At 68.8% G+C, this 19,469-nt stretch carries 21 protein-coding genes; 11 read left to right on the top strand and 10 right to left on the bottom strand.

Annotated elements, in window-relative coordinates; translation table 11 throughout:
• From hpnC to GRX31_RS29215, 4 genes are all read left to right on the top strand, one after another.
• Positions 1-843: squalene synthase HpnC (gene hpnC, locus GRX31_RS29230; RefSeq protein ID WP_160856043.1), on the top strand; the 843-nt coding region annotated here is incomplete at its 5' end.
• A gap of 67 nt (positions 844-910) precedes the next feature.
• Positions 911-1,756: a presqualene diphosphate synthase HpnD gene (gene hpnD, locus GRX31_RS29225; protein WP_016449592.1), complete on the top strand. Its 846-nt coding sequence runs from the start codon at positions 911-913 to the stop codon at positions 1,754-1,756.
• Complete coding sequence (gene hpnE, locus GRX31_RS29220) at positions 1,753-3,126, top strand: hydroxysqualene dehydroxylase HpnE (RefSeq protein ID WP_160856041.1); 1,374 nt, start codon at positions 1,753-1,755, stop codon at positions 3,124-3,126. The genes hpnD and hpnE overlap by 4 nt, the downstream gene beginning before the upstream one ends.
• A gap of 125 nt (positions 3,127-3,251) precedes the next feature.
• Positions 3,252-4,271 carry a Bug family tripartite tricarboxylate transporter substrate binding protein gene (locus GRX31_RS29215; protein WP_160856039.1) on the top strand — a complete coding sequence of 340 codons (1,020 nt, stop codon included), beginning with the start codon at positions 3,252-3,254 and terminating at the stop codon, positions 4,269-4,271.
• Between the two features lie 45 nt (positions 4,272-4,316).
• Here the strand turns inward: GRX31_RS29215 and GRX31_RS29210 are convergent, their stop codons facing one another.
• Entirely contained in the window at positions 4,317-5,000 is a 684-nt protein-coding gene (locus GRX31_RS29210) for a GntR family transcriptional regulator (RefSeq protein WP_016454064.1), read from the bottom strand.
• 167 nt (positions 5,001-5,167) lie between these two features.
• Between GRX31_RS29210 and pcaC the strand changes: the two genes are divergently transcribed.
• From pcaC to GRX31_RS29195, 3 genes are all read left to right on the top strand, one after another.
• Positions 5,168-5,566 carry a 4-carboxymuconolactone decarboxylase gene (pcaC, locus tag GRX31_RS29205; protein WP_016449596.1) on the top strand — a complete coding sequence of 133 codons (399 nt, stop codon included), beginning with the start codon at positions 5,168-5,170 and terminating at the stop codon, positions 5,564-5,566.
• 10 nt (positions 5,567-5,576) lie between these two features.
• Positions 5,577-6,440, top strand: coding sequence for an NAD(P)-dependent oxidoreductase (locus tag GRX31_RS29200; RefSeq protein ID WP_160856037.1), 864 nt, complete (start codon positions 5,577-5,579; stop codon positions 6,438-6,440).
• A gap of 132 nt (positions 6,441-6,572) precedes the next feature.
• Positions 6,573-7,556, top strand: coding sequence for a tripartite tricarboxylate transporter substrate binding protein BugD (locus GRX31_RS29195; protein WP_160856035.1), 984 nt, complete (start codon positions 6,573-6,575; stop codon positions 7,554-7,556).
• A gap of 7 nt (positions 7,557-7,563) precedes the next feature.
• Here GRX31_RS29195 and GRX31_RS29190 read toward each other — a convergent pair whose 3' ends face one another.
• The 4 genes from GRX31_RS29190 to GRX31_RS29175 are packed head-to-tail and all read right to left on the bottom strand — an operon-like array spanning position 7,564 to position 10,076.
• Complete coding sequence (locus GRX31_RS29190; protein WP_160856033.1) at positions 7,564-8,154, bottom strand: class I SAM-dependent methyltransferase; 591 nt, start codon at positions 8,152-8,154, stop codon at positions 7,564-7,566.
• Between the two features lie 19 nt (positions 8,155-8,173).
• Entirely contained in the window at positions 8,174-8,386 is a 213-nt protein-coding gene (locus tag GRX31_RS29185) for a DUF2788 domain-containing protein (RefSeq protein ID WP_016449600.1), read from the bottom strand.
• 55 nt (positions 8,387-8,441) lie between these two features.
• Positions 8,442-9,275, bottom strand: coding sequence for a DUF2189 domain-containing protein (locus GRX31_RS29180; protein ID WP_016454059.1), 834 nt, complete (start codon positions 9,273-9,275; stop codon positions 8,442-8,444).
• 30 nt (positions 9,276-9,305) lie between these two features.
• Positions 9,306-10,076, bottom strand: a complete 771-nt coding sequence (locus GRX31_RS29175; RefSeq protein ID WP_016449602.1) for an HAD family hydrolase — start codon at positions 10,074-10,076, stop codon at positions 9,306-9,308.
• Between the two features lie 91 nt (positions 10,077-10,167).
• Here GRX31_RS29175 and hemH point away from each other — a divergent pair, with 91 nt between their 5' ends.
• From hemH to GRX31_RS30710, 4 genes are all read left to right on the top strand, one after another.
• Positions 10,168-11,265 carry a ferrochelatase gene (gene hemH / locus GRX31_RS29170; protein WP_016454058.1) on the top strand — a complete coding sequence of 366 codons (1,098 nt, stop codon included), beginning with the start codon at positions 10,168-10,170 and terminating at the stop codon, positions 11,263-11,265.
• A gap of 146 nt (positions 11,266-11,411) precedes the next feature.
• Positions 11,412-12,386, top strand: coding sequence for a sulfurtransferase (locus tag GRX31_RS29165; RefSeq protein ID WP_160856031.1), 975 nt, complete (start codon positions 11,412-11,414; stop codon positions 12,384-12,386).
• Between the two features lie 93 nt (positions 12,387-12,479).
• Positions 12,480-13,577, top strand: a complete 1,098-nt coding sequence (locus GRX31_RS29160; RefSeq protein ID WP_160856029.1) for a YeeE/YedE thiosulfate transporter family protein — start codon at positions 12,480-12,482, stop codon at positions 13,575-13,577.
• Between the two features lie 11 nt (positions 13,578-13,588).
• Complete coding sequence (locus GRX31_RS30710; RefSeq protein WP_016449605.1) at positions 13,589-13,762, top strand: hypothetical protein; 174 nt, start codon at positions 13,589-13,591, stop codon at positions 13,760-13,762.
• Between the two features lie 13 nt (positions 13,763-13,775).
• On the opposite strand, the gene GRX31_RS29155 is transcribed toward GRX31_RS30710, so the two are convergent.
• The 5 genes from GRX31_RS29155 to GRX31_RS29135 all read right to left on the bottom strand — a co-directional run.
• On the bottom strand, positions 13,776-14,771 hold the full coding sequence (locus GRX31_RS29155; protein WP_016449606.1) for a rhodanese-like domain-containing protein: 996 nt from the start codon (positions 14,769-14,771) through the stop codon (positions 13,776-13,778).
• A 110-nt stretch (positions 14,772-14,881) separates the two neighbouring features.
• A complete protein-coding gene (locus GRX31_RS29150) occupies positions 14,882-15,802 on the bottom strand; it encodes an alpha/beta fold hydrolase (protein WP_074923859.1) in 921 nt (306 codons plus the stop codon).
• A gap of 62 nt (positions 15,803-15,864) precedes the next feature.
• On the bottom strand, positions 15,865-18,069 hold the full coding sequence (locus tag GRX31_RS29145; RefSeq protein WP_061289074.1) for a 3-hydroxybutyrate oligomer hydrolase family protein: 2,205 nt from the start codon (positions 18,067-18,069) through the stop codon (positions 15,865-15,867).
• Positions 18,070-18,121: 52 nt separating this feature from the next.
• On the bottom strand, positions 18,122-19,189 hold the full coding sequence (locus tag GRX31_RS29140) for a branched-chain amino acid ABC transporter permease (RefSeq protein WP_160856027.1): 1,068 nt from the start codon (positions 19,187-19,189) through the stop codon (positions 18,122-18,124).
• 13 nt (positions 19,190-19,202) lie between these two features.
• Positions 19,203-19,469: ABC transporter permease subunit (locus tag GRX31_RS29135; protein ID WP_442874100.1), on the bottom strand; the 267-nt coding region annotated here is incomplete at its 5' end.

Here is a 19,469-nt window from a genome sequence, read left to right as displayed (position 1 = left end):
GTCACGCACTACGAGAACTTTCCCGTGGCGTCCTGGCTGTGCCCGCCCCGCTTGCGCCCGCCGATTGCCGCGCTCTACCACTTCGCACGCACTGCAGACGATCTGGCCGATGAGGGCGACGCCACGCCGCCCGAGCGCCTGGGCGCGCTGGCCGCCTACCGTGCCGACCTGATGGCGCTGGGCACCGAAGGCGAGGCCTCCATGCTCGCCCGCACGGCCTGGCCTCTTGTCTTTGCAGGGCTGGCGCCGCAAGTACGCGCCCACCAGCTGCCGCTGGCGCTGATGGACGATCTGCTCAGCGCCTTCGCGCAGGACGTGCGCAAGACCGAATCCGGCGCCACCTACGCCGACCGCGCCGAGCTGCTCGACTACTGCCGCCGCTCGGCCAATCCCGTGGGCCGGCTGCTGCTGCATCTGTACGGGGTGGACGATGCCGAATCGCTGGCCCGCAGCGACGCCATCTGCACCGCCCTGCAGCTGATCAATTTCTGGCAGGACTTCAGCGTGGACCTGCCACGCCAGCGCCACTACCTGACCAATGCCGACTGCACCGCCCATGGCGTGCGGCGTGAAGACCTGCGCGCCGAGCCCGCTGCACTGACCCCTGCCGTGCGCGCACTGCTGGCCGAGCAGTCGGCCTGGGCGCGCGCACTGATGCAGTCCGGCGCACCGCTGGTGCACCGCCTGCCGGGCCGCATCGGCTGGGAGCTGCGCCTGGTCGTGCAGGGCGGGCTGCGCATCCTGGACAAGGTCGATGCGCTGCAGGGCGCCAGCCTCTACCGCCGCCCCACCGTCGGCAAGGCCGATGCGCCGCTGCTGCTGTGGCGCGCCCTGCGCATGTGATGGCGGGCCGGCCGTTGCGACACCCAGGCTTTGGCCCCAAGCCGTCCATGGGACAATCCGGCCCCATATGAATCCGGATCAGTACGTCCAAGACAAGGCTGCCGCCTCGGGCAGCAGCTTTTATTACGCCTTCCTCTTCCTGCCGCGCGAGCGCCGTGCCGCCATCACCGCCTTTTATGCGTTCTGCCGCGAAGTGGACGACGTGGTGGACGAAGTCTCCGACCCCGGCGTGGCCGCCACCAAGCTCGGCTGGTGGCAAAACGAAGTGCACCAGGCCTTTGCAGGCAAGCCCTCGCATCCCGTGATGCGGGCGCTCATGCCGCATGCCCCGGTCTACGCCATCGAAGAGCGCCACCTGCAGGCCGTCATTGACGGCTGCCGCATGGACCTGGAGCAGACCCGCTACCTGGACTTCCCGGGCCTGGCGCGCTACTGCCACCTGGTCGCAGGCGTGGTCGGCGAAGTGGCCGCGCGCATCTTTGGCCAGACACAGGAAGAAACCACGGCCTACGCCCACAAGATGGGTCTGGCCTTCCAGCTGACCAACATCATCCGCGACGTGGGCGAGGACGCCATGCGCGGACGCATCTACCTGCCCATCAGCGAGCTGCAGCAGTTCGACGTCAAGGCGCATGAGATCACCAAGCGCGAATACTCGGACCGCTTCACCGCGCTGATGCGCTTTCAGGCCGAGCGCGCCCACCGCCTCTACGACGAGGCCCTGGCCCTGCTGCCCGCGGCCGATCGCCGCACGCAAAAGCCCGGCCTGATGATGGCCAGCATCTACCGCACCCTGCTGCGCGAGATCGAGGCCGACGACTTCCGCGTGCTGCACCAGCGCATCAGCCTGCCGCCGCTGCGCAAGCTGTGGCTGGCCTGGAAGATGCAGGCGCTGGGGCGCATGGCGCGGTGAGCAGAGACAGCGCCAAGGACACGCCGCGCGCCGCCATCCTCGGCGGAGGCTGGGCCGGCTTTGCGGCCGCCCTCACGCTGGCGCGCAGCGGCTGGCACATCACCCTGCACGAGGCCGCACGCGAGCCCGGCGGCCGTGCGCGCGGCATGGACCTCGACACGCCACAGGGCCTGCTGCGCGTGGACAACGGCCAGCACATCCTCATCGGTGCCTACACCGAAAGCCTGCGCCTCATGCGCGAGGTGGGCGTGGACCCTGAACGGGCGCTGCACCGCCAGCCCATGGCCCTGCCCTACGCCGACGGCAGCGGCCTGCGCTTTCCCGACTGGCCTGCGCCGCTGGATGCGCTGGCCGGCATTGCCACCGCACGCGGCTGGAGCCTGGGCGAGCGTGCAGCCCTGCTGGCGCGTGCCGTGCGCTGGCGGCTGGCGGGCTTTCGCTGCGCGCCGCAGGCCACCGTGGCCGACCTGTGCGCCGGCCTGCCGCAGCGCCTGGTCAGCGAGTTCATCGACCCGCTGTGCATCTCGGCGCTCAACACACCCATTCACCTGGCCAGCGGCACGGTGTTCCTTCGCGTGCTGCGCGATGCGCTGTTCAGCGGCCGTGGCGGCTCGCATTTCCTGGTGCCGCGCCATGACCTGGGCAGCCTCTTCCCCGCGCCGGCCGCGCAGTGGCTGCAAGAGCGCGGCCACGCCGTGCGCCTGGGCAGCCGCGTGGCCGAACTGCAGCCCCAGGGCCCGCACTGGACGCTGGGCGCAGCCCAGGGCGAAGACGCGCCCTTCGACGCCGTGCTGCTGGCCTGCCCCGCGCCCGAGGCCGCGCGCCTGGCACTCACCGCCGCCGAGCACGACAGCCTGCCTGCACGCGACGGCATAGCCCTGCAGCGCTGGGCGCAGCTGGCCCAGGACCTGCAGCACCGCCCCATTGCCACCGTCTATGCGCACACCGGCGATCCCTCCCACACATTGCCCCCGGGCGCGCCCTGGCTGGCGCTGCGCTCCACGCCCGATGCGCCTGCGCAATTCGTCTTCGACCGTGGACAACTCGGCGGCCCGCAGGGCCTGATGGCCTTCGTCATCAGCGACAGCGCATCGGACCGCGAAACCCTGCAGGCCCAGGTGCTGGCCCAGGCACAGGCCCAGCTGGGCTGGCATGGCCTGATCCCGCTGCGCACCGTGATCGACAAGCGCGCCACCTTCGCCTGCCTGCCCCAACTTCAGCGGCCCGGCCTGGAGCTGGGCCACGGCCTGTGGGCCTGCGGCGATCATGTGGACGGGCCGTATCCGGCCACCATCGAAGGCGCCGTGCGCAGCGGCATGCAGGCTGCCGAGGCCGCAGCCGCAGCCCATCGCACAGCACACACCGACTGACCCCCGGGTATCTCCGTAGCCTGCGGACCCCGGTTTGACAGCAGATTGACAGCCGCCAGCGCCACCATCGCTGGCGCCGCATCTGCTGCGGACCATCCACTACAACGATATCCAGGAGACCAGACATGCCTTCGCGCGACTTTCTTCACCACGCAGACCTGCCCCCGCTCAGCCGCCGCCAACTGCTGGCCGGCACGGGCGCCATGGCCCTGTCTGGCCTGCTGCCTGCGGCCGCGCTGGCGCAGGATGCCTGGCCCACACGGCCCATCCGCTTTGTCGTGCCCTTTGCGCCGGGCGGCAGCTCGGAAATCGTGGCGCGCTCCACGGCGGCCGAGCTGTCCAAGACCCTGGGCCAGAACGTCTTCGTGGACAACAAGCCCGGCGCGGCCGGCAACATCGCCATGCAGGAAGTGGCTCGCGCCGATGACCAGAGCACCGTCATCCTGGGCCACATCGGCACGCTGGCCGTCAATCCCTACATCTTCGACAAGCTGCCCTACGACGCCAACAAGGACTTCCAGCCCGTCAGCCTGCTGGCCAAGGTGCCCAGCCTGTACGTGGTCCACCCCGATGTGCCGGTCAAGAACCTACGTGAACTCATCGCCTACGCCAAGAAAAAGCCCGGCCAGCTCAGCTACGGCTCGGCCGGCAATGGCAGCGCCGGGCACCTGGCCTTCGAGTACCTGAAGATGACGGCCGAGATCTTCATGCTGCACGTGCCCTATCGCGGCACGGGGCCCATGATGACGGACCTGATGTCGGGCCGGCTGGACGCCGCCTCGGTCGGCGCCGCCGCCCTGCTGCCCTTCATCAAGGCGGGCAAGGTGCGCTGCATCGCCACGGGATCGACCCAGCGCCTGCCCCAGTTGCCCGACGTGCCCACCGTGGCCGAGCAGGGCTTCCCGGGCTTCGAGATGACGCAGTGGTACGGCATGCTCGCCCCCTCCAGCATGACCCGAGCCCACGTGGACAAGCTGGCCGCCGAGTGCGCCAAGGCCGTCAAGGCGCCCGACGCGCTCAAGCGCCTGCAGGGCGATGCGGCAGAGCCCATCGGCAGCACGCCCCAGCAGTTCGCGCAGTTCATTGCCACCGAGCAGACGCGCTGGCAAAAGGTGCTCAAGCGCGCCCAGGTCAAGCCGGACTGAGCGCACACGGACTGACACTCCCAGGTACAGGCGCAGGCCCCGGCATCAGCTGGCCGGGCCAGCCTTCTCGGCCATGGCGCGCAACACGCCCTGGCTGGCCTTTTGCACATGCTCGGCGCTCAGGCGCGCAGCCTGGTCCGCGTCGCCCTGCTCTATTGCCGTCACGATGGCATCCAGCTCGGCCAGCGTCTGCGGAAGGCGCCCGGGCTGGGACATGGAGATGCGCCGCAGCACCGTCACGCGGTTGTTCAGCTGCCGCAGCATCTGGCCGGCCACCAGATTGCCGCAGCCCTCGATCAGGATGTCGTAGAACTGGTTCTTGATCGCCAGCAGGGCCACCTTGTCGCTGGCCACGGCGGGCACGGCCAGCTCGCCCAGCTTGGCGCGCAGCGCGGCGCGCTGGCCTGCCGAGGCATGCAGCGCAAAGCCCCGGCTGGCCAGGCCCTCCAGGCTGGCCCGCACCTCGTAGATATCGCGCACTTCCTGCACCGAGATGTCCGTGACCTCGGGACCCCGGTGCGGAACGATGGTGATCAGCCCCTCGGCCTGCAGGTGCTGCAGGGACTCGCGCAGGCACGAACGGCTCACATCAAGGCTCTCGCACAGTTCGCGCTCGGACAGCTTCTGGCCCGGCGCAAACACGCCATCGAGGATGGCCGTGCGCAGGGTCTGCGTCGTGCGCAGGCGCAGCGACGTTTCTTCGCGGGGGACACGCAGCATCTGGTTCATGGGATGAATCCTACCTGCCAATCCAGGGGCCGGACGGACTGACGGATTGTCATACACGCACCTGCCGCGGCAGGCAATCCCGATTTTCATCAAGTAGGATTGTCTGACAATCTGATTAAATCCATTCCACCGAAAGACACCTTCACCGCCTTCCATCAGGAGTTTTCATGACCCGAGCCTACGCCCCCAAGAACCCCGCCCTCTTCGACCAGGGCCTGTCCACCCGCCGCGAGGTGCTGGGCGCCGAGTATGTCGATGCGTCCATCCAGAACGCCACGGACTTCAACATCGACATGCAGGAGCTGGTCACCCAGTACTGCTGGGGCGATGTCTGGAACCGCCCGGGCCTGGACCGCAGGACGCGCTCCTTCCTGAACCTGGCCATGATCACGGCGCTGAACCGCCCGCATGAACTCAAGCTGCATGTGCGCGGCGCCATCAACAACGGCCTGAGCAAGGACGAAATCAAGGAGGTCTTCCTGCAGACCGCCATCTACTGCGGCGTGCCGGCCGCCATCGACTCCTTCCGCGTGGCGTCGGAAGTCTTCAAAGAGATGGACATCTGAGGCACGCAGCATGACCACCATAGGATTCATCGGCCTCGGAATGATGGGCCAGCCCATGGCCCACCTGCTGCACGCCGCAGGGCACGCCCTGGTCATCCGGGACGCCGTGCCCGCTGCCACCGCACGATTCGCGCAGGAGCATGCGGGTGTGGCCGTGGCATCCGGCGCGGCCGACTTTGCCGGCTGCAGCGTGGTCTTCACCATGCTGCCCGACTCCCGCATCGTCGATGCCGTGGTGGGCGAACTGGCCCCGCACCTGCCGCCCGGCGCCTGCATCATCGACATGAGCTCGGCCGACCCCAGCCACACGCGGGCGCTGGCCGGCCTGCTGGGCGAGCACGGCATCGGGCTGCTGGATGCGCCGGTCTCCGGCGGCGTCAAGCGCGCGATTGCGGGCACGCTGTCCATCATGGTCGGCGGCGATGCGGACCTGCTCGCCCAGTACCTGCCGCTGCTGCAGCGCATGGGCCAGGCCATCACCCATGTCGGCCCCGTGGGCGCAGGCCATGCGCTCAAGGCGCTGAACAACTATGTCTCGGCAGCGGCCCTGATCGCCACGGCCGAGGCCATCCATGCGGGAGCGGCCTTCGGCATTGCGCCGGCCACCATCGTGGACGTGATCAACGCCTCCACCGGCAAGAACAACACCACCGAAAACAAGGCCCACCAGTTCATGCTGAACGGCTCCTTCAACTCGGGCTTCTCGCTGGCGCTGCAGGCCAAGGACGTGGGCATTGCCCTGTCACTGGGCCAGGCCATGCACACGCCCATGGCACTGGCCGAACAGGTCAGCGCCATGGCGGCCGACGCCTCCAGGTCCCTGGGACCCGCCGCCGACCACACCGAGCTGTACAGGTACGTGGCCCCGGCCTGAGCCTGCGCCGTCTCGCCGTCGTCAAGGGCCGCATGCGGCCCTTGCCTTCCTGCCTCACGCCACCAACCAAGCCACCGACAACCGGCCGCACAGAGCCGGCGGCCCCTGCACGCGCCTCCAGGAGACAAACCCATGCGCCCCCTCATCCGCAATCCCCTCGCACAGACCCTTCTCGCCGCCGCGCTGGCAGCAGCCAGCCTTGCCGCCCAGGCCTTCCCCAACAAGCCCGTCACCATCGTCGTTCCCTACGCGGCCGGAGGCTCCACCGACGTGCTGGCCCGCGTGCTGGCCGAGGCCATGACGCGCGACCTGGGCCAGCAGGTCATCGTCGAGAACCTGGGCGGCGCCGGTGGCACCATCGGCACCAGCCGCGTCACACGCGCCCAGGCCGACGGCCACACCCTGCTGCTGCACAACATGGGCATCGCCACGGCGCCCGCGCTCTACAGCAAGCTCGCTTTCGATGTGAGGCGCGACCTGGAACCCATCGCGCTGGCCGGCGACGTGCCCATGATCCTGGTGCGCAGCAAAGGCTTTGCGCCCGCCACGCTGGCGGACTTCATCGCCCACATGAAGGCCAAGCCGGGCGAAGTGCGCTTCTCGCATGCCGGCGTAGGCGCCACCTCCCACCTGTGCGCCATGCTGCTGCTGCAGACCACCTCCACCGAGGCCACCCTGGTGCCCTACCGTGGCACGGGTCCGGCCCTGCAGGACCTGGTGGCAGGCAATGTTGATGTCATCTGCGACCAGCCCGTGGCCACCGGCCCGCACATACAGGCGGGCATGCTCAAGGGCTACGCCGTCGCCACGCGCGAACGCCTGCCCTCCCTGCCCGATGTGCCCACCTTCGCGCAGGCCGGCCAGCCCGGCTTCGAGCTTGCCGTATGGCACGGCCTGTACGCCCCGCGAGGCACGCCCCAAGCCGTCATCGAGCGCCTCAACAAATCGCTGCGCACCGCCCTGGCCGAACCCGCCCTGGTCAAGCGCTTCACGGACATGAGCGTCATCATCCCGCCCGCAGACCGCCTCACCCCCGACGCCCTGCGCCAGCACACCGTCGCAGAAATCAAGCGCTGGGACCCGGTGATCAAGGCTGCGGGGGCCAAGGTCGAGTAACGCCGCACTACGACGACACCGGCCTGCGGGCCACGACATCAAAGCGATGCCAGTGCTTGGGGCCCCGCATGCTGGGGGCCATGCCATCGAACTCCTTGAAGGCCACCAGCTCCATGCCATCCAAAAGGTGCAAGACCTGATCACGCGAATGAAAGCTCATGGACTGCGAATCGGCCCAGGCATCGCGCGGCCCGAAAAAATGACCGGCAAGCACACCGCCCGGACGCAGCGCAGAACGCACCAGCGACCAAAACGCATCGAAGCACTCAGGATGGCAAAAGGGCAGGCTCAGTCCAGCGTGGATCAGATGCGCTGCAGGCAAAGAGGAAAGATCCTCGAAACGGCAAGCCTGCAGCGTCAAAGCGCCGGGCGCCGGCGATGCCAGGGGGCGCAAGCCCTCGATGGCCGCAGGTTCGCTGTCGATGGCGTGGACGCGCCAGCCGGTACTGAGCAGCACGCGGCACTCATGGCCCGCGCCACAGCCCAGATCGATGGCCGCTTTATCTGCCGTATCACCCGCCAACGCGTCAAGCGCCTGCACCAGCAGAGGAGATATCTTGCGTCCCTCGGTAAAGCGGTAGTAGTCCGTCCAGCTCATGGGTGTGACGCCTGCGGCGTCATCTCTCCATCCACCACTGGATGACGATCTTGGCGACGTAGCCGACAAAGCCCACGCCCAGGCCCAGGAAAATCACGAAGGTGCCGAACTTTCCTGCCTTGGACTGGCGTGCCAGCTGCAGGATGATGAACACCATGAAGAGGATGAAGGCCCCCACGCCGTAGGTGAGGAAGAAATGGGCGATCTGTTCTTCTGTATACCCGAATATCACGACAACACCGTCCTACCTCCTCCCCTGCAAGTCCGGTCAGGCCGGGCGGTCCGGCTCAGCGCGCCGCAAAGGTCGACGCATCCACCAGGTCGCGGTACGCATGCCAGCTCGCGTGCCCCAGCAGGGGCATCACGGCCACCAGTCCCAGCAGCCAGCTGCCCAGGCCCAGCAGGGTCAACAACACAATGAGGGCGGCCCACAGTGCCAGAGGCACAGGGTTGGCCAGCACGGCCAACCAACTGGTCAGCACGGCCTGGCGCACCGTCACCCGCCTGTCCAGCATCAGCGGCATGGCCACCACGCTGGACGCAAAAATAGGCGCCGCCAGAAAACTGCCCAGCGCCAGCCATATCGCAAACAACTGCCCGTCGCGGGCCAGCACCACGTGCTGCACGAAATCCGCCGGAGTGGCAATGCGCACGGGCGAGAGCACGGTGATCAGCGACGCCGACACCAGCACCCAGCCCGTGGCCGCCAGCGACAGCAGCAGCCCGAACTGCACCAGGCACCAGTAGCCGCCCTGCCCCTCGGCCTTGGCCGCATGGCCGTTTTGCCAGCGCGTCCAGGTACGCCGCACCAGGGACAGATCGGCAGCCTCGCCGCGCTCCAGCGCGCGGCTGATGGCGTAGAGGCTGGTTGCCACGACAGGGCCGACGATCAGGAACCCCGACAGGGCCCCGGCCATCAGCCAAAAGCGATTGTGCCCCAGCGTCAAGATCAAAAACCCGATCAAGGTCAACACCAGGCCATGTGCCAGGCTCAGCCAGGGTGCCCTGGCCATGTCGCGCGCGCCACGCGCCAGCCAGCTCAGGGGGTGTTTCCAGCCGATGCTGCGCACGGCGGGGAGGACGGGGGGGTGGAGGAAAGCTGTGCTGTGGCTGATGGGCATGGCGTGGCGCGGCTTCGCGGGCAGGCAGGGTCAGCTGTCAGCCAGCCCCTGGCACAACTGCGCAAGGCTGGCCACCGTGACGTGGGGCGTGGACCCCTCGTGAGGCCATGCTACGCCCGTGCGGTTGAGCCAGACTGCGTGCATACCCGCATCCATGGCGCCCAGCGCGTCGAGCCGCGCGTCGTCGCCAATGTGCAGCACCTCGTCAGGCGCCACGCCAGCCGCCGCCGCTGCCGCGTGGAAAAAGCGCACATCGGGCTTGGCCATGCCGGCCTTGCTGGCGCTCAGCGCGGCATGGAAATGCTCGCCGATGCCCACCACATGCACGCTGGCGTTGCCATTGCTCAAGGCCACCACGGGCCAGCGCGCGGCCAGGAACTGCAGGGCGGGCAGCGCGTCCTCGTACAAGTCCACGCGCTGGCGCTCGGCAAAGAAAAGATCGAAGGCCGGCTCGGCCAGCGCGCCGTCGTCGCCATTGCGCTGCAGCGCCAGGCGAATGGACTCGCGGCGCAGGCCGCTCAGGTCATGGGCCAGGTCGGGACGATCGCGCTCGATCTGCACGCGGATGGCGCGCACGGCGGCCACGTCGCGCAGCGCCGCGGCCGTGGCCGGCGCATGGGTGTGCAGCCAGTCCAGCAGCACCTGTTCGGCACGCGAGATGGCCGGCCACACAGGCCACAGCGTGTCATCCAGATCGATGGATATGGCGCGGATGCGGCCGCTGCGGCGCAACTGCTGCAAGGCGGTCAGTGCAGGGGCAAATGAGGATTCGGCGAGGGGAGCGGTGGTGGCTTGGGACATGGTCCGAGCATAGCGAAGGCAGCCGCTGCAGGCTGCCGCCGGGTCATCGGGCTCGCATGGCAGGCCGCCGCGTCCTGCCACAATCGGGGCCATGCCATCCCGCTTTGCGCCAGAACCCCCATTCCGCCACGACCAACCCCAGCGCACCGCCGTGCTGCTGTGCAACCTTGGAACGCCCGACGCGCCCACGGCCCCGGCCGTGCGCCGCTACCTGGCGCAATTCCTGGGCGACGACCGCGTGGTCGAGATCCCCAGGATTGCCTGGTTGCCCATCCTGCACGGCATCATCCTGCGCACGCGGCCGGCCAAGTCGGCTGCCAAGTACGCCACCGTCTGGCATGAGAAGGACGGCTCCCCCCTGCAGCACTGGAGCGAGCGCCAGGCCCTGCTGCTGCGCGGCTGGCTGGGCGAGGCCGGGCACAACGTGCTGGTGCGCCATGCCATGCGCTACGGCAACCCCTCCATCCCCAGCGTGCTCGATGCCCTCAAGGCCGAAGGCGCCACGCGCATCCTCATCCTGCCGCTGTACCCGCAGTACTCGGGTACGACCACGGCCAGCGTGTTCGACGCGGTCTACGACTGGGGCCGCACCCAGCGCCACATCCCCGAGCTGCGCTTCGTCAACCGCTACCACGACGACGCTTCCTACATCGACGCGCTGGCCCAGCGCATCGAGGCCCATTGGCGCGGCAACGGCCGTGGCGAAAAGCTGGTCATGAGCTTTCACGGCGTGCCCGAGCGCACGCTGCACCTGGGCGACCCCTACCACTGCGAATCGCGCAAGACCGCAAGGCTGCTGGCCGAGCGCCTGGGCCTGTCGCCCTCGCAATACCTGGTGACCTTCCAGTCGCGCTTTGGCAAGGCCAAATGGCTGGAGCCCTATACCGAGCCCTCGCTGATCGAGCTGGCACGCAGCGGCACCAAGCGCGTGGACGTGGTCTGCCCCGGCTTCACCAGCGACTGCCTGGAAACGCTGGAGGAAATCAGCCAGGAAGCGCGCGAGGCCTTCATGCATGCGGGCGGCGAGCAGTTCGAGTACATCGCCTGCCTCAACGACAGCGCGCCCTGGATCACGGCGCTGAGCCGCATCGCCCAGCAGCACCTGCAGGGCTGGCCCACGCAGAAGGCGCCGCAGGCCGAGCTGGACGCCAGCCTGGAGCGCGCCAAGGCCGTGGGCGCACAGCGCTGAGGCCGTCCTGCATCCTGTGCACCGCGCCATATAACCCTGCCTCATGAGCAGAATGCATAAGCGTCTTTGTATATAGATGCTGCAAGCGGGACAATTGCACCTCTGTTGCTTGTCCCGCCGGTCTTCCATGGCCGGCCCCAGCCATCATGACCAAGACCTTTTCCCCCGCTCTGCGCCTGGCGGCCCCGCTGCTGGCGCTGGGCCTTGCCTGCACCGCCTTCGGCACGGCCCACGCCGCCGAACCCCTGCTCACCCCTGCCGGCGTGCAGGCCGCCGCCGGCCAGGACGCCGTGCGCATCATCGACATCCGCGATCCCAAGGCCTATGGCGAGCGCCACATTCCCGGTGCGCTCAACGCTCCCTACGGCAAATGGCGCGGCCCCGCCACCAACCCCGGTGAACTGCCGGAGCTGCCCAAGCTCACCGAACTCGTGCAGTCCCTGGGGCTGACGCCGGCCACCCACGCCATCGTGGTCTCCACGGGCGCGGACGCCACCGACTTCGGCGCCGCAGCGCGCGTGTACTGGACGCTCAAGCTGCTGGGCCTCAAGGAGCTGTCCGTGCTCAACGGCGGCATGAAGGCCTGGAACGAGCAAAAGCTCCCGCAGGACAACGAGGCCGTCAAAGTGGCCCGCAGCAGCTACCAGCCCCAGCTGGACACCAGCCTGATCGCCACGCGCGAGGATGTGGGCCAGCATGTCAGGCTCAGCAACGCCGCCCTGGTGGACTCGCGCCCCGACGCCTTCTACCAGGGCAAGACGCGCGCGCCGGCCGCCAAGCTCTCGGGCACCCTGCCCGGCGCGCAGCAGCTGGACTTCAACCAGTGGTTCGTGCCCGGCACCTCCACCTTTGTCGATACCGCAACGGCCAAGCAGATCGCGGCCAAGGTCAAGCGCGAGCAGGGCCAGGACATGGTGGCCTTCTGCAACACCGGCCACTGGGCGGCCACCGACTGGTTCGGCCTGTCCGAAGTCGCAGGCCTGCCGGGCGTCAAGCTGTATGCGGGCTCCATGGTGGACTGGACGCAGCAGGCCGATGCGCCGCCCATGGCCAACCAGCCCGGCCGCGCCGAATCCCTGGCCTACGACGCCAAGCAGTGGTGGGAAAAAAAGTTCAAATAAACACTCCCTGAGGCGCTTGCGCGCCTTCCCCCCGTGGCACGGCGCCTCTCTACCCGCTTCGCGGGGGAGGGCGACTGCATGGAGAAAAATGATATGAAACGACTTCCTCTTGCGGCCATCCTGGCCGTTTTCTTTGGCTGGCTGCTGTGGAGCGTCTCGGTGCGCCAGGCCGCGCTGTTCGCCGTGGGCCTGGGCCTGGGCGCGGTGCTGGCCGGCAAGCGCTTCGGCTTCACCACCGGCTGGCGCATGCTGATCGAGGACAAGGACGCCAGCGGCGTCTTCGGCCAGTTGCTGCTGCTGGCGCTGGCCGCTGCGCTGGCCATGCCGCTGCTGGGCCACTATCCCGAACTCACGGCTGCCCTGGGCCCGCCCAGCATCAGCCTGCTGGTGGGTGCCTTCGTCTTCGGCCTGTGCATGCAGATCGCGGACGGCTGCGGCAGCGGCACGCTGTACAAGGCCGGCATGGGCATTCCCATGAATGCGGCCATCCTGCCCGTGTTTGCCATCGGCAGCTTCCTGGGCAGCCTGCACCTGGGCTGGTGGCTGGACCTGGGCAACACCCAGCCCGTGGGCCTGGTCACGGCCTGGGGCTGGGCCCCTGCCCTGCTGGCCACGCTGGCTGCGCTGGCCGTGGTCGCGCTGGGCGTGGCCTGGTATGTGCGTGGCGCCAACGTGGCACTCAAGCGCCCCGCCAAGCCGCTGTTCGTGCGCAAGTGGGTGGTGGGCGCCGTGCTGCTGGCCGTGCTGGCCACGCTCAACCTCATCATTGCGGGCCAGCCCTGGGGCGTGGTCTACGGCTTCGGCCTGTGGGCCGCCAAGATCGCCAACGCCACAGGCGCCGTGGACCTGGCCGGCAACTGGTTCTGGAGCCAGCCCGGCAACGCCGCGCGCCTGCACGAGACCGTGCTGCTGGATGTGACCAGCATCACCAACATCGGCATCCTGGGCGGCGCCCTGTGGGTGGCTACCGCCAAGCCCGTCAATGCCAAGCCGCTCACGGGCACGCAATGGATGGTGGCCCTGGTGGCAGGCCTGGTGCTGGGCTACAGCTCGCGCCTGGCTTTCGGCTGCAATGTGGGCGCCATGCTCTCGGGCATCTCCACGGGCAGCATCCACGGCTGGATCTGGGTGCCGCTGGCCTTTGCCGGCACCATCTTCGGCCTGCGCATCCGCCGCCACTTCAACTTCTGAAAGGACCCGCCATGACACAACAGAACAGCCTGCGCGCGGTCTTCTGGGCCGTGCTCGTCCTCTTCCTGGCCTGGGACCACCTGCACTCGCCCCCCGTGGACCTGCGCTTCGAGGCACCGCTGATCGCGGCCGGATCGGGCAAGGCCACGCAAGGCGGGCATTGCTCGATGCCGGCGGGCAAATAGACCAAGACCAAGGTCAGGGGACGCTGGGCGCCGGCCCCTCATCCGCGCCAGCCGTCACGGGCAGCGGCGCGGTTTCCACATCGAAGCCGGCCGCCTGCCAGGCCTTGAGGCCGCCCACCAGCGGGCGCACGTTGGCGAAGCCCGCGCGCTGCAGCTGGCGCGCCAGCCGCGCGGCCGAGATTTCATTGGGACAGTCGCAATAGACCACCACCCCGTGGGGATGGTCGTGCTGGGGCAGCAGGTGCGCATGCGACTCGCCGCCATCGCGCGGGCGCAGCTCCCAGGACTGTGCACCCGGGATATGGCCCTGGCGGTACTGCGGCAGGGCGCGCACATCGATCACCGTGGGCTGCATGCCCTGGGCATGTAGGCCCGCCAGCTCGCGCACCGACATGCGCGGCATGCGCAGGGACCGCACCATGCGATGGCGCTGCCACCACTTGCGCACGATGAACAGCCCCAGCGCCACGGCCAGCAGCAACAGGCCCCACTGGCCCAGCGCGGTGAGCACGCCCAGCAGGTCTTCCACCGTGGAGCTGAACAGCGAGCCCAGGTACACGGCCGACCCTACCCAGATCAGCGCACCCAGCCCGTCATACAGCACGAAGCTGCGCAGCGGCGTGCCCATCACGCCGGCCAGCGCGCTGGCGATGGAGGCGAAGCCCGGCACGAACTTGGCCACCAGCAGCGACCTTGCGCCCCAGCGGCCGTAGACGGTCTCGGTCTGGCGGATGCAGGCATCGGGTGACAGCGAGATGCGGCAGATGCGTCCCAGCACACGGTGGCCGTAGGCCTTGCCGGCCTGGTACCAGAACAGATCGGCAATCAGCGCCGCGCTCACGGCCACGGCCACCAGCCACAGCAGGCGCACCCAGTCGGCGCCTTCCAGCGCACCGGTCACGACCAGCACCGGGTAGGCCGGAATCGGCGCGCCCAATTGCTCGACGAACACATTGAGAAAGACGATGCCGAAGCCGTACTCACGGATCAGCTCCACCAGAAAACCCATGTCAGGCCTCTCTTGCCCAGACGGTGCCCGCACCCGAAAAAGAAGGCGAGGCTGCACCCGTCGCAAATGCTAGCGCGGCAGCAACATCCGCGCCCGGCCCGGGTTGATGCTCAGCCGCGCTGCAGATGCTCCAGCACCCATTGCCAGTGCGCGGGCACGTTCAGCGCCGGCGCATGGCCGCAGCCGGGCACCTCCTGCCAGTGCAGCAGGCCGCGCGCGCCGGGGCCGCGCGTGGTCATTTCCCTGGCCACCTCGGGCAGCACCAGGTCCGAGTCCACACCCCGCAGCAGCAGCACGGGGATCTCCAGCGCGTCGTAGTGCGGCCAGATGCCGTAGTCGTCGTCATGGGCCGTGAACTGCTCGATCATGGCCGGGTCGTAGTGCGGCGTGACGCGCCCATCGGGCAGGCGGCGCACGCTGGTTTCGGTGAGCTTGCGCCACTCGGCCTCGCCGAGCCAGCCATAGGGCCGGTAGGCCTGGCGAAAAAAGGCCTCCAGCTCGCCCACGGTGTCGAAGGCCGGCGGCTCACCCGCATAGGCCTTGATGCGCGCCAGCGCTGACTCGGCCAGTTGCGGCGCATTGTCGTTGAGCACCAGCGTCGCAATGCGGGCGCGCAGCGAAGGCTCGAACAGGCCCGAGGCGCAGACCGTGCCGATGGCCCCGCCCATGGACGTGCCCACCCAATGCGCGCGCTCCAGCCCCAGCGCATCGAACAGCCCGCGCGCAATGCGGGCGTAGAAGCCCAGCCGGTATTCCTCGCGCGGCGCGCGGCTCCACTGGCTCAGGCCCCGGCCCAGCGTGTCGGGGCAGACCACGCGCCAGCCCTGCCCCGCCAGGAACTGCGCCAGCGCATCCATGTCGCGCCCCGTGCGTGCCAGCCCGTGCCAGGCGATGACCGTACCTGCAGGCTCCGCGCCGGGCGCAGGCTGCCAGTCCATGTAGTGGATCTCATAGCCCGAGCAGTGCGCGTAGCGGGAATCCGGCACGGCAACACAAGGGGATGCGGACGAGGGTGATGCTGTGGAAGCCATGGAAGAAATCTCTGTGCAGGAGCGGCCGGCCGCCGTGGCAGCCGGCCGCCCCGGGGCCTGGCTCACTCAGGGATGCGGATCAGCCCGTCGCTGACCTCGATGGTGTTGGCCGTTGCGGGCCGCGTCACGAAGGGCGGCACCTGGGCCGCCGTGATGGCAGGCGCCGCGCCCGGCTGGCCGCCGCGCGGTGTGGTGCGTACCACCTGGCTGGCGGGCAGCGCGGTGCTGCTGCGCAGGTTGGCCCACACGGCATCCATGGCCTGGTTGAAGTACGGGTGCAGCGGCACGAAGCGCGTGTCGAAGCCCGAGAACGGCAGGAAGGCATCGAAATGCTGGGCATTCACCACCTCGATATAGCGCAGCCGCGTGCTGGAGCCATCCAGGCCACGGTTGAGCACCGTGTAGGCGCGCGCATTGTGGTTGACCGGCACCAGCGCATCGCTGCGGCCCGCCACGATGATGGTGGGCTTGCCGCGCAGCCTGCCGGTATGCAGCACCTCGTTGATGCCGGCGCGCACGGCGTCGCTCTGGGCACGCGTGGGCACGCTGCTCTCGGACAGGTTGAAGCCGGTCACCGGATCGAAGCCCGTCACCAGCGCGTGCTGGCACAGCGCGTTGTCCAGCCCGAAGTCGGCCACGCGCGTGGAGGGCGACACGGCAAACTGCCAGGCCTTGGCCCCGCCCACCGAGTCGTTGTAGACCACCGTGGCGGGCGTGCCGTTGGCCGTGCCATTGGCCGTGGCAAAGCTCTGGGCCAGCGCAGCCCCCGTGGCGGGCACCACGTCGCCCGTGGCATTGGCGGCCGCAAAGCTGGTGCGGCACAGGTTGGCATCCACGCCAAACCGGCCATAGGCCATGGTGTACATGGCCGACAAGATGGGGCCGTTGCCCAGCGCGTAGTGGGCGTTGTGCATGCGGTCGTGGTCGCGCGTCCAGCCGTACAGGCGCAGCTTGCTCAGCGCATTGGCGGCGCGGTCGGCCGTGGTGGCGCCGATGACCAGGCCCTTGGCGGCCAGGCTGGTGCAGCGTGCCTCGGCACGCGCCGTCATGGCGGTGAGGCCTATGTAGTTGAAGATCGAGGTCTCGGTCAGCGCCGCATCGGGCGCCAGCGCCGCGCAGGGCTGGTAGATGTTGCCGTAGGTGGTGTACTCGGCCAGCGTGCGGCCCGGGTTGGGCATGGTCGCATTGCCCACGGCAATGGTGTAGCCCTGGCGCGTGGGCATCTCGGTCACGGGTTCGGAGGCCACCACGCCGTCGATCAGGCCGTCCGTATCCAGCTCGGCCGCACGCAGCACGGCCGCGCCGCCGTTGGAGGCCGAGCCCGCCAGCACCAGCGTGTTGTCCTTGCCGAAGGGCACGGGGTCCTGCGTGGTGCCATAGCGGGCATTGAGCACGTACAGCGCATAGCGGGCCGCGGCCAGCGTGTCGTTGCCCCAGTCCTTTTCAGGGTTCTGCTGGGAATGCGCGTGCTTGATGGCAATGCGGTTGGGAAACGCCGCGTTGTAGGCGGCGCGCGCCGCATCGGTCAGCCGTGCGGCAAAGAAGGACAGGCTGCCGGCATCCGTGCGCGTGGCGCGGGTGCCGTCCAGCTTGTTGACGGTGTCGTCGCTCAGGTTGTGCAGGCCCACGCCCTTGCCCGCGTCGGTCAGCGCCACGGCGCAGCCCTTTTTCAGGCCCCACTCGCCCGCCGTGCCGATGGCGCCATACACGCCGCGCGAGCCCGAGGACGGGCCCAGCACGATGCAGGGCCGGTTGCGGTCAAAGCTGTCCGGCACCTGCACGGCCACCATGGTCTGCTTGCGGCCCGTGCCGTCGTCCAGCACGGCCAGGTACTCGCGCCCGGGGATCAGCCCTTCGCCCGCAGTCACCTGCCCGTCTGCCGTGATGTTGGGGCCGTACAGCGTGCCGTAGCCGCCGCCCGCCGTGGGGTCCAGGATGCCCCGGTAGTTGGAGTACAGCGCATTGCGCCGCAGCTCCGCCGCCGTGGGATTGGCCGGGTCCGCGTACAGGGGCGCAGCTGCGGCGCCCAGGCCCGTCTTGCCCAGGCCGCCCGTCAGCAAGTCCTGCGTGGCTGCCGTGGCACCCGTGCCGGTGGCCGTGGCCGGATACACCGTGGCGCCCAGCTCGGTAAAGCCCTTGGGCAGGTCGTTGCTGGGCTCACGCTCGCCGCTGCCGCAGGCCGCCAGCGCGGCCGCCGCCAGCGCCGTGACGGCCCAGCGCCACGGGGTTGCAGGAATCGACGACACCATCTCTTCACGCTTCAACATGCCCATCTCCTTGTGGTAGTTCTCTGATGCACGAATGCGCCAGGGGCCCTGGTCAGGCTCCGGCGCGGGAAGAACGCAGACGCCCCACGACGCCCGTGGGGAAATAGTAGACCGACAACACGAACAGCACGCCCAGCCACAGCAGCCAGCGGTCGGGCGACAGCAGCGCGGCCAGCCAGGGCAGGCTGTGCGCGGCCTCGCTGGCCACGCGCAGCAGGTCCTGCAGATAGCTCTGGGCGATGAGGAACAGCACCGAACCGATCGCCGCGCCATAGATGGTGCCCATGCCGCCGATCACCACGATCAGCAGGCAGTCCATCATGATCTCGAACGACAGCGAGGTATCTGGCCCGTTATAGCGCAGCCACAGCGCCAGCATGGCACCGGCCACACAGGCGAACAGGGCCGACAGCACGCTGGACAGGGTGCGGTACACCACCACCCGGTAGCCGATGGCCTCGGCACGGAACTCGTTCTCGCGGATGGCCTGCAGCACGCGGCCGAACGGGGAATTGACGATGCGCAGCAGCGCCAGCACCAGCGCCACGGCCAGCACGAACAGCAGGTAGTAGGTGATGATGCGCCCGTCGATCAGCACGCCCAGCACCTCGTTCTCGAACGGCTCGAAGCTGGGCGACAGCCACTCGGGCAGCTTGAAGCTCAGCCCGTCCTCCCCGCCCGTCCATTCCGACAGTTGGGAGGCCAGCGTCTGGAACGCCGCCGCCACGGCCAGCGTGATCATGGCAAAGAAGATGGCCCGCACGCGCAGCGAGAACAGGCCGATGGCCAGCGACAGCAGCAGCGACACCAGCAGCGCCGCGCCCAGGCCCAGCGCCAGCGCACCCCAGCCCGCGCCCATGCGCGACGATGCAATCGCCACGCCATAGGCGCCAATGCCGAAGAACATGGTGTGCGCAAAGCTCACGATGCCGGTGTAGCCCAGCAGCAGATCGAAGCTGGCCACCAGCACCACGAAGATCAGCACCTTGGCCGCCACGTTCAGCGCCTTCACGCCCGGGAACACGAACGGCGCCGCCGCCAGCCCCACAAAAATCAACAGCAGCAGCACCGCCAGCACGCGGCTGCGCGGCAGGTCGCCGGAAAGCAATCGGTTGAGCATGTCGATCACTCCTTCAGCGGTTCGCCACGGGATAGACGCCCTGAGGCCGCCACAGCAGGATGGCCACCATCAGCGCGATGTTGGAGAACAGCGCCACCTTGGGCACCAGGAACCCCGTGTAGTTGGCCATCAGCCCCACCAGCAGCGCGCCGATCAGCGCCCCGCCCGTGCTGCCCAGCCCGCCGATGATGATCACGATGAAGATCAGCACATTGACCTGCGCCCCCATCTGCGGCACCACGCTCTGCTGGTACATGCCCCACATCACCCCGCCCAGCCC

The organism is Delftia sp. CH05 (assembly GCF_009827015.1).
GTDB classification, from domain to species: Bacteria; Pseudomonadota; Gammaproteobacteria; order Burkholderiales; family Burkholderiaceae_C; genus Comamonas; species Comamonas tsuruhatensis.
Note: the sequence above shows the minus strand (reverse complement) of the source record. Positions and strands in the feature narration are given on the sequence as shown.

Coding starts and splice junctions, on each gene's coding strand:
- GRX31_RS29140 (WP_160856027.1), bottom strand. CDS start 19,189: ATGCTCAACCGATTGCTTTCCGGCGACCTGCCGCGCAGCCGCGTGCTG.
- pcaC (WP_016449596.1), top strand. CDS start 5,168: ATGACCCGAGCCTACGCCCCCAAGAACCCCGCCCTCTTCGACCAGGGC.
- GRX31_RS29175 (WP_016449602.1), bottom strand. CDS start 10,076: ATGTCCCAAGCCACCACCGCTCCCCTCGCCGAATCCTCATTTGCCCCT.
- GRX31_RS29150 (WP_074923859.1), bottom strand. CDS start 15,802: ATGGCTTCCACAGCATCACCCTCGTCCGCATCCCCTTGTGTTGCCGTG.
- GRX31_RS29215 (WP_160856039.1), top strand. CDS start 3,252: ATGCCTTCGCGCGACTTTCTTCACCACGCAGACCTGCCCCCGCTCAGC.
- GRX31_RS30710 (WP_016449605.1), top strand. CDS start 13,589: ATGACACAACAGAACAGCCTGCGCGCGGTCTTCTGGGCCGTGCTCGTC.
- GRX31_RS29200 (WP_160856037.1), top strand. CDS start 5,577: ATGACCACCATAGGATTCATCGGCCTCGGAATGATGGGCCAGCCCATG.
- GRX31_RS29165 (WP_160856031.1), top strand. CDS start 11,412: ATGACCAAGACCTTTTCCCCCGCTCTGCGCCTGGCGGCCCCGCTGCTG.
- GRX31_RS29155 (WP_016449606.1), bottom strand. CDS start 14,771: ATGGGTTTTCTGGTGGAGCTGATCCGTGAGTACGGCTTCGGCATCGTC.
- GRX31_RS29190 (WP_160856033.1), bottom strand. CDS start 8,154: ATGAGCTGGACGGACTACTACCGCTTTACCGAGGGACGCAAGATATCT.
- GRX31_RS29195 (WP_160856035.1), top strand. CDS start 6,573: ATGCGCCCCCTCATCCGCAATCCCCTCGCACAGACCCTTCTCGCCGCC.
- GRX31_RS29210 (WP_016454064.1), bottom strand. CDS start 5,000: ATGAACCAGATGCTGCGTGTCCCCCGCGAAGAAACGTCGCTGCGCCTG.
- GRX31_RS29145 (WP_061289074.1), bottom strand. CDS start 18,069: ATGTTGAAGCGTGAAGAGATGGTGTCGTCGATTCCTGCAACCCCGTGG.
- GRX31_RS29160 (WP_160856029.1), top strand. CDS start 12,480: ATGAAACGACTTCCTCTTGCGGCCATCCTGGCCGTTTTCTTTGGCTGG.
- hpnD (WP_016449592.1), top strand. CDS start 911: ATGAATCCGGATCAGTACGTCCAAGACAAGGCTGCCGCCTCGGGCAGC.
- hemH (WP_016454058.1), top strand. CDS start 10,168: ATGCCATCCCGCTTTGCGCCAGAACCCCCATTCCGCCACGACCAACCC.
- GRX31_RS29180 (WP_016454059.1), bottom strand. CDS start 9,275: ATGCCCATCAGCCACAGCACAGCTTTCCTCCACCCCCCCGTCCTCCCC.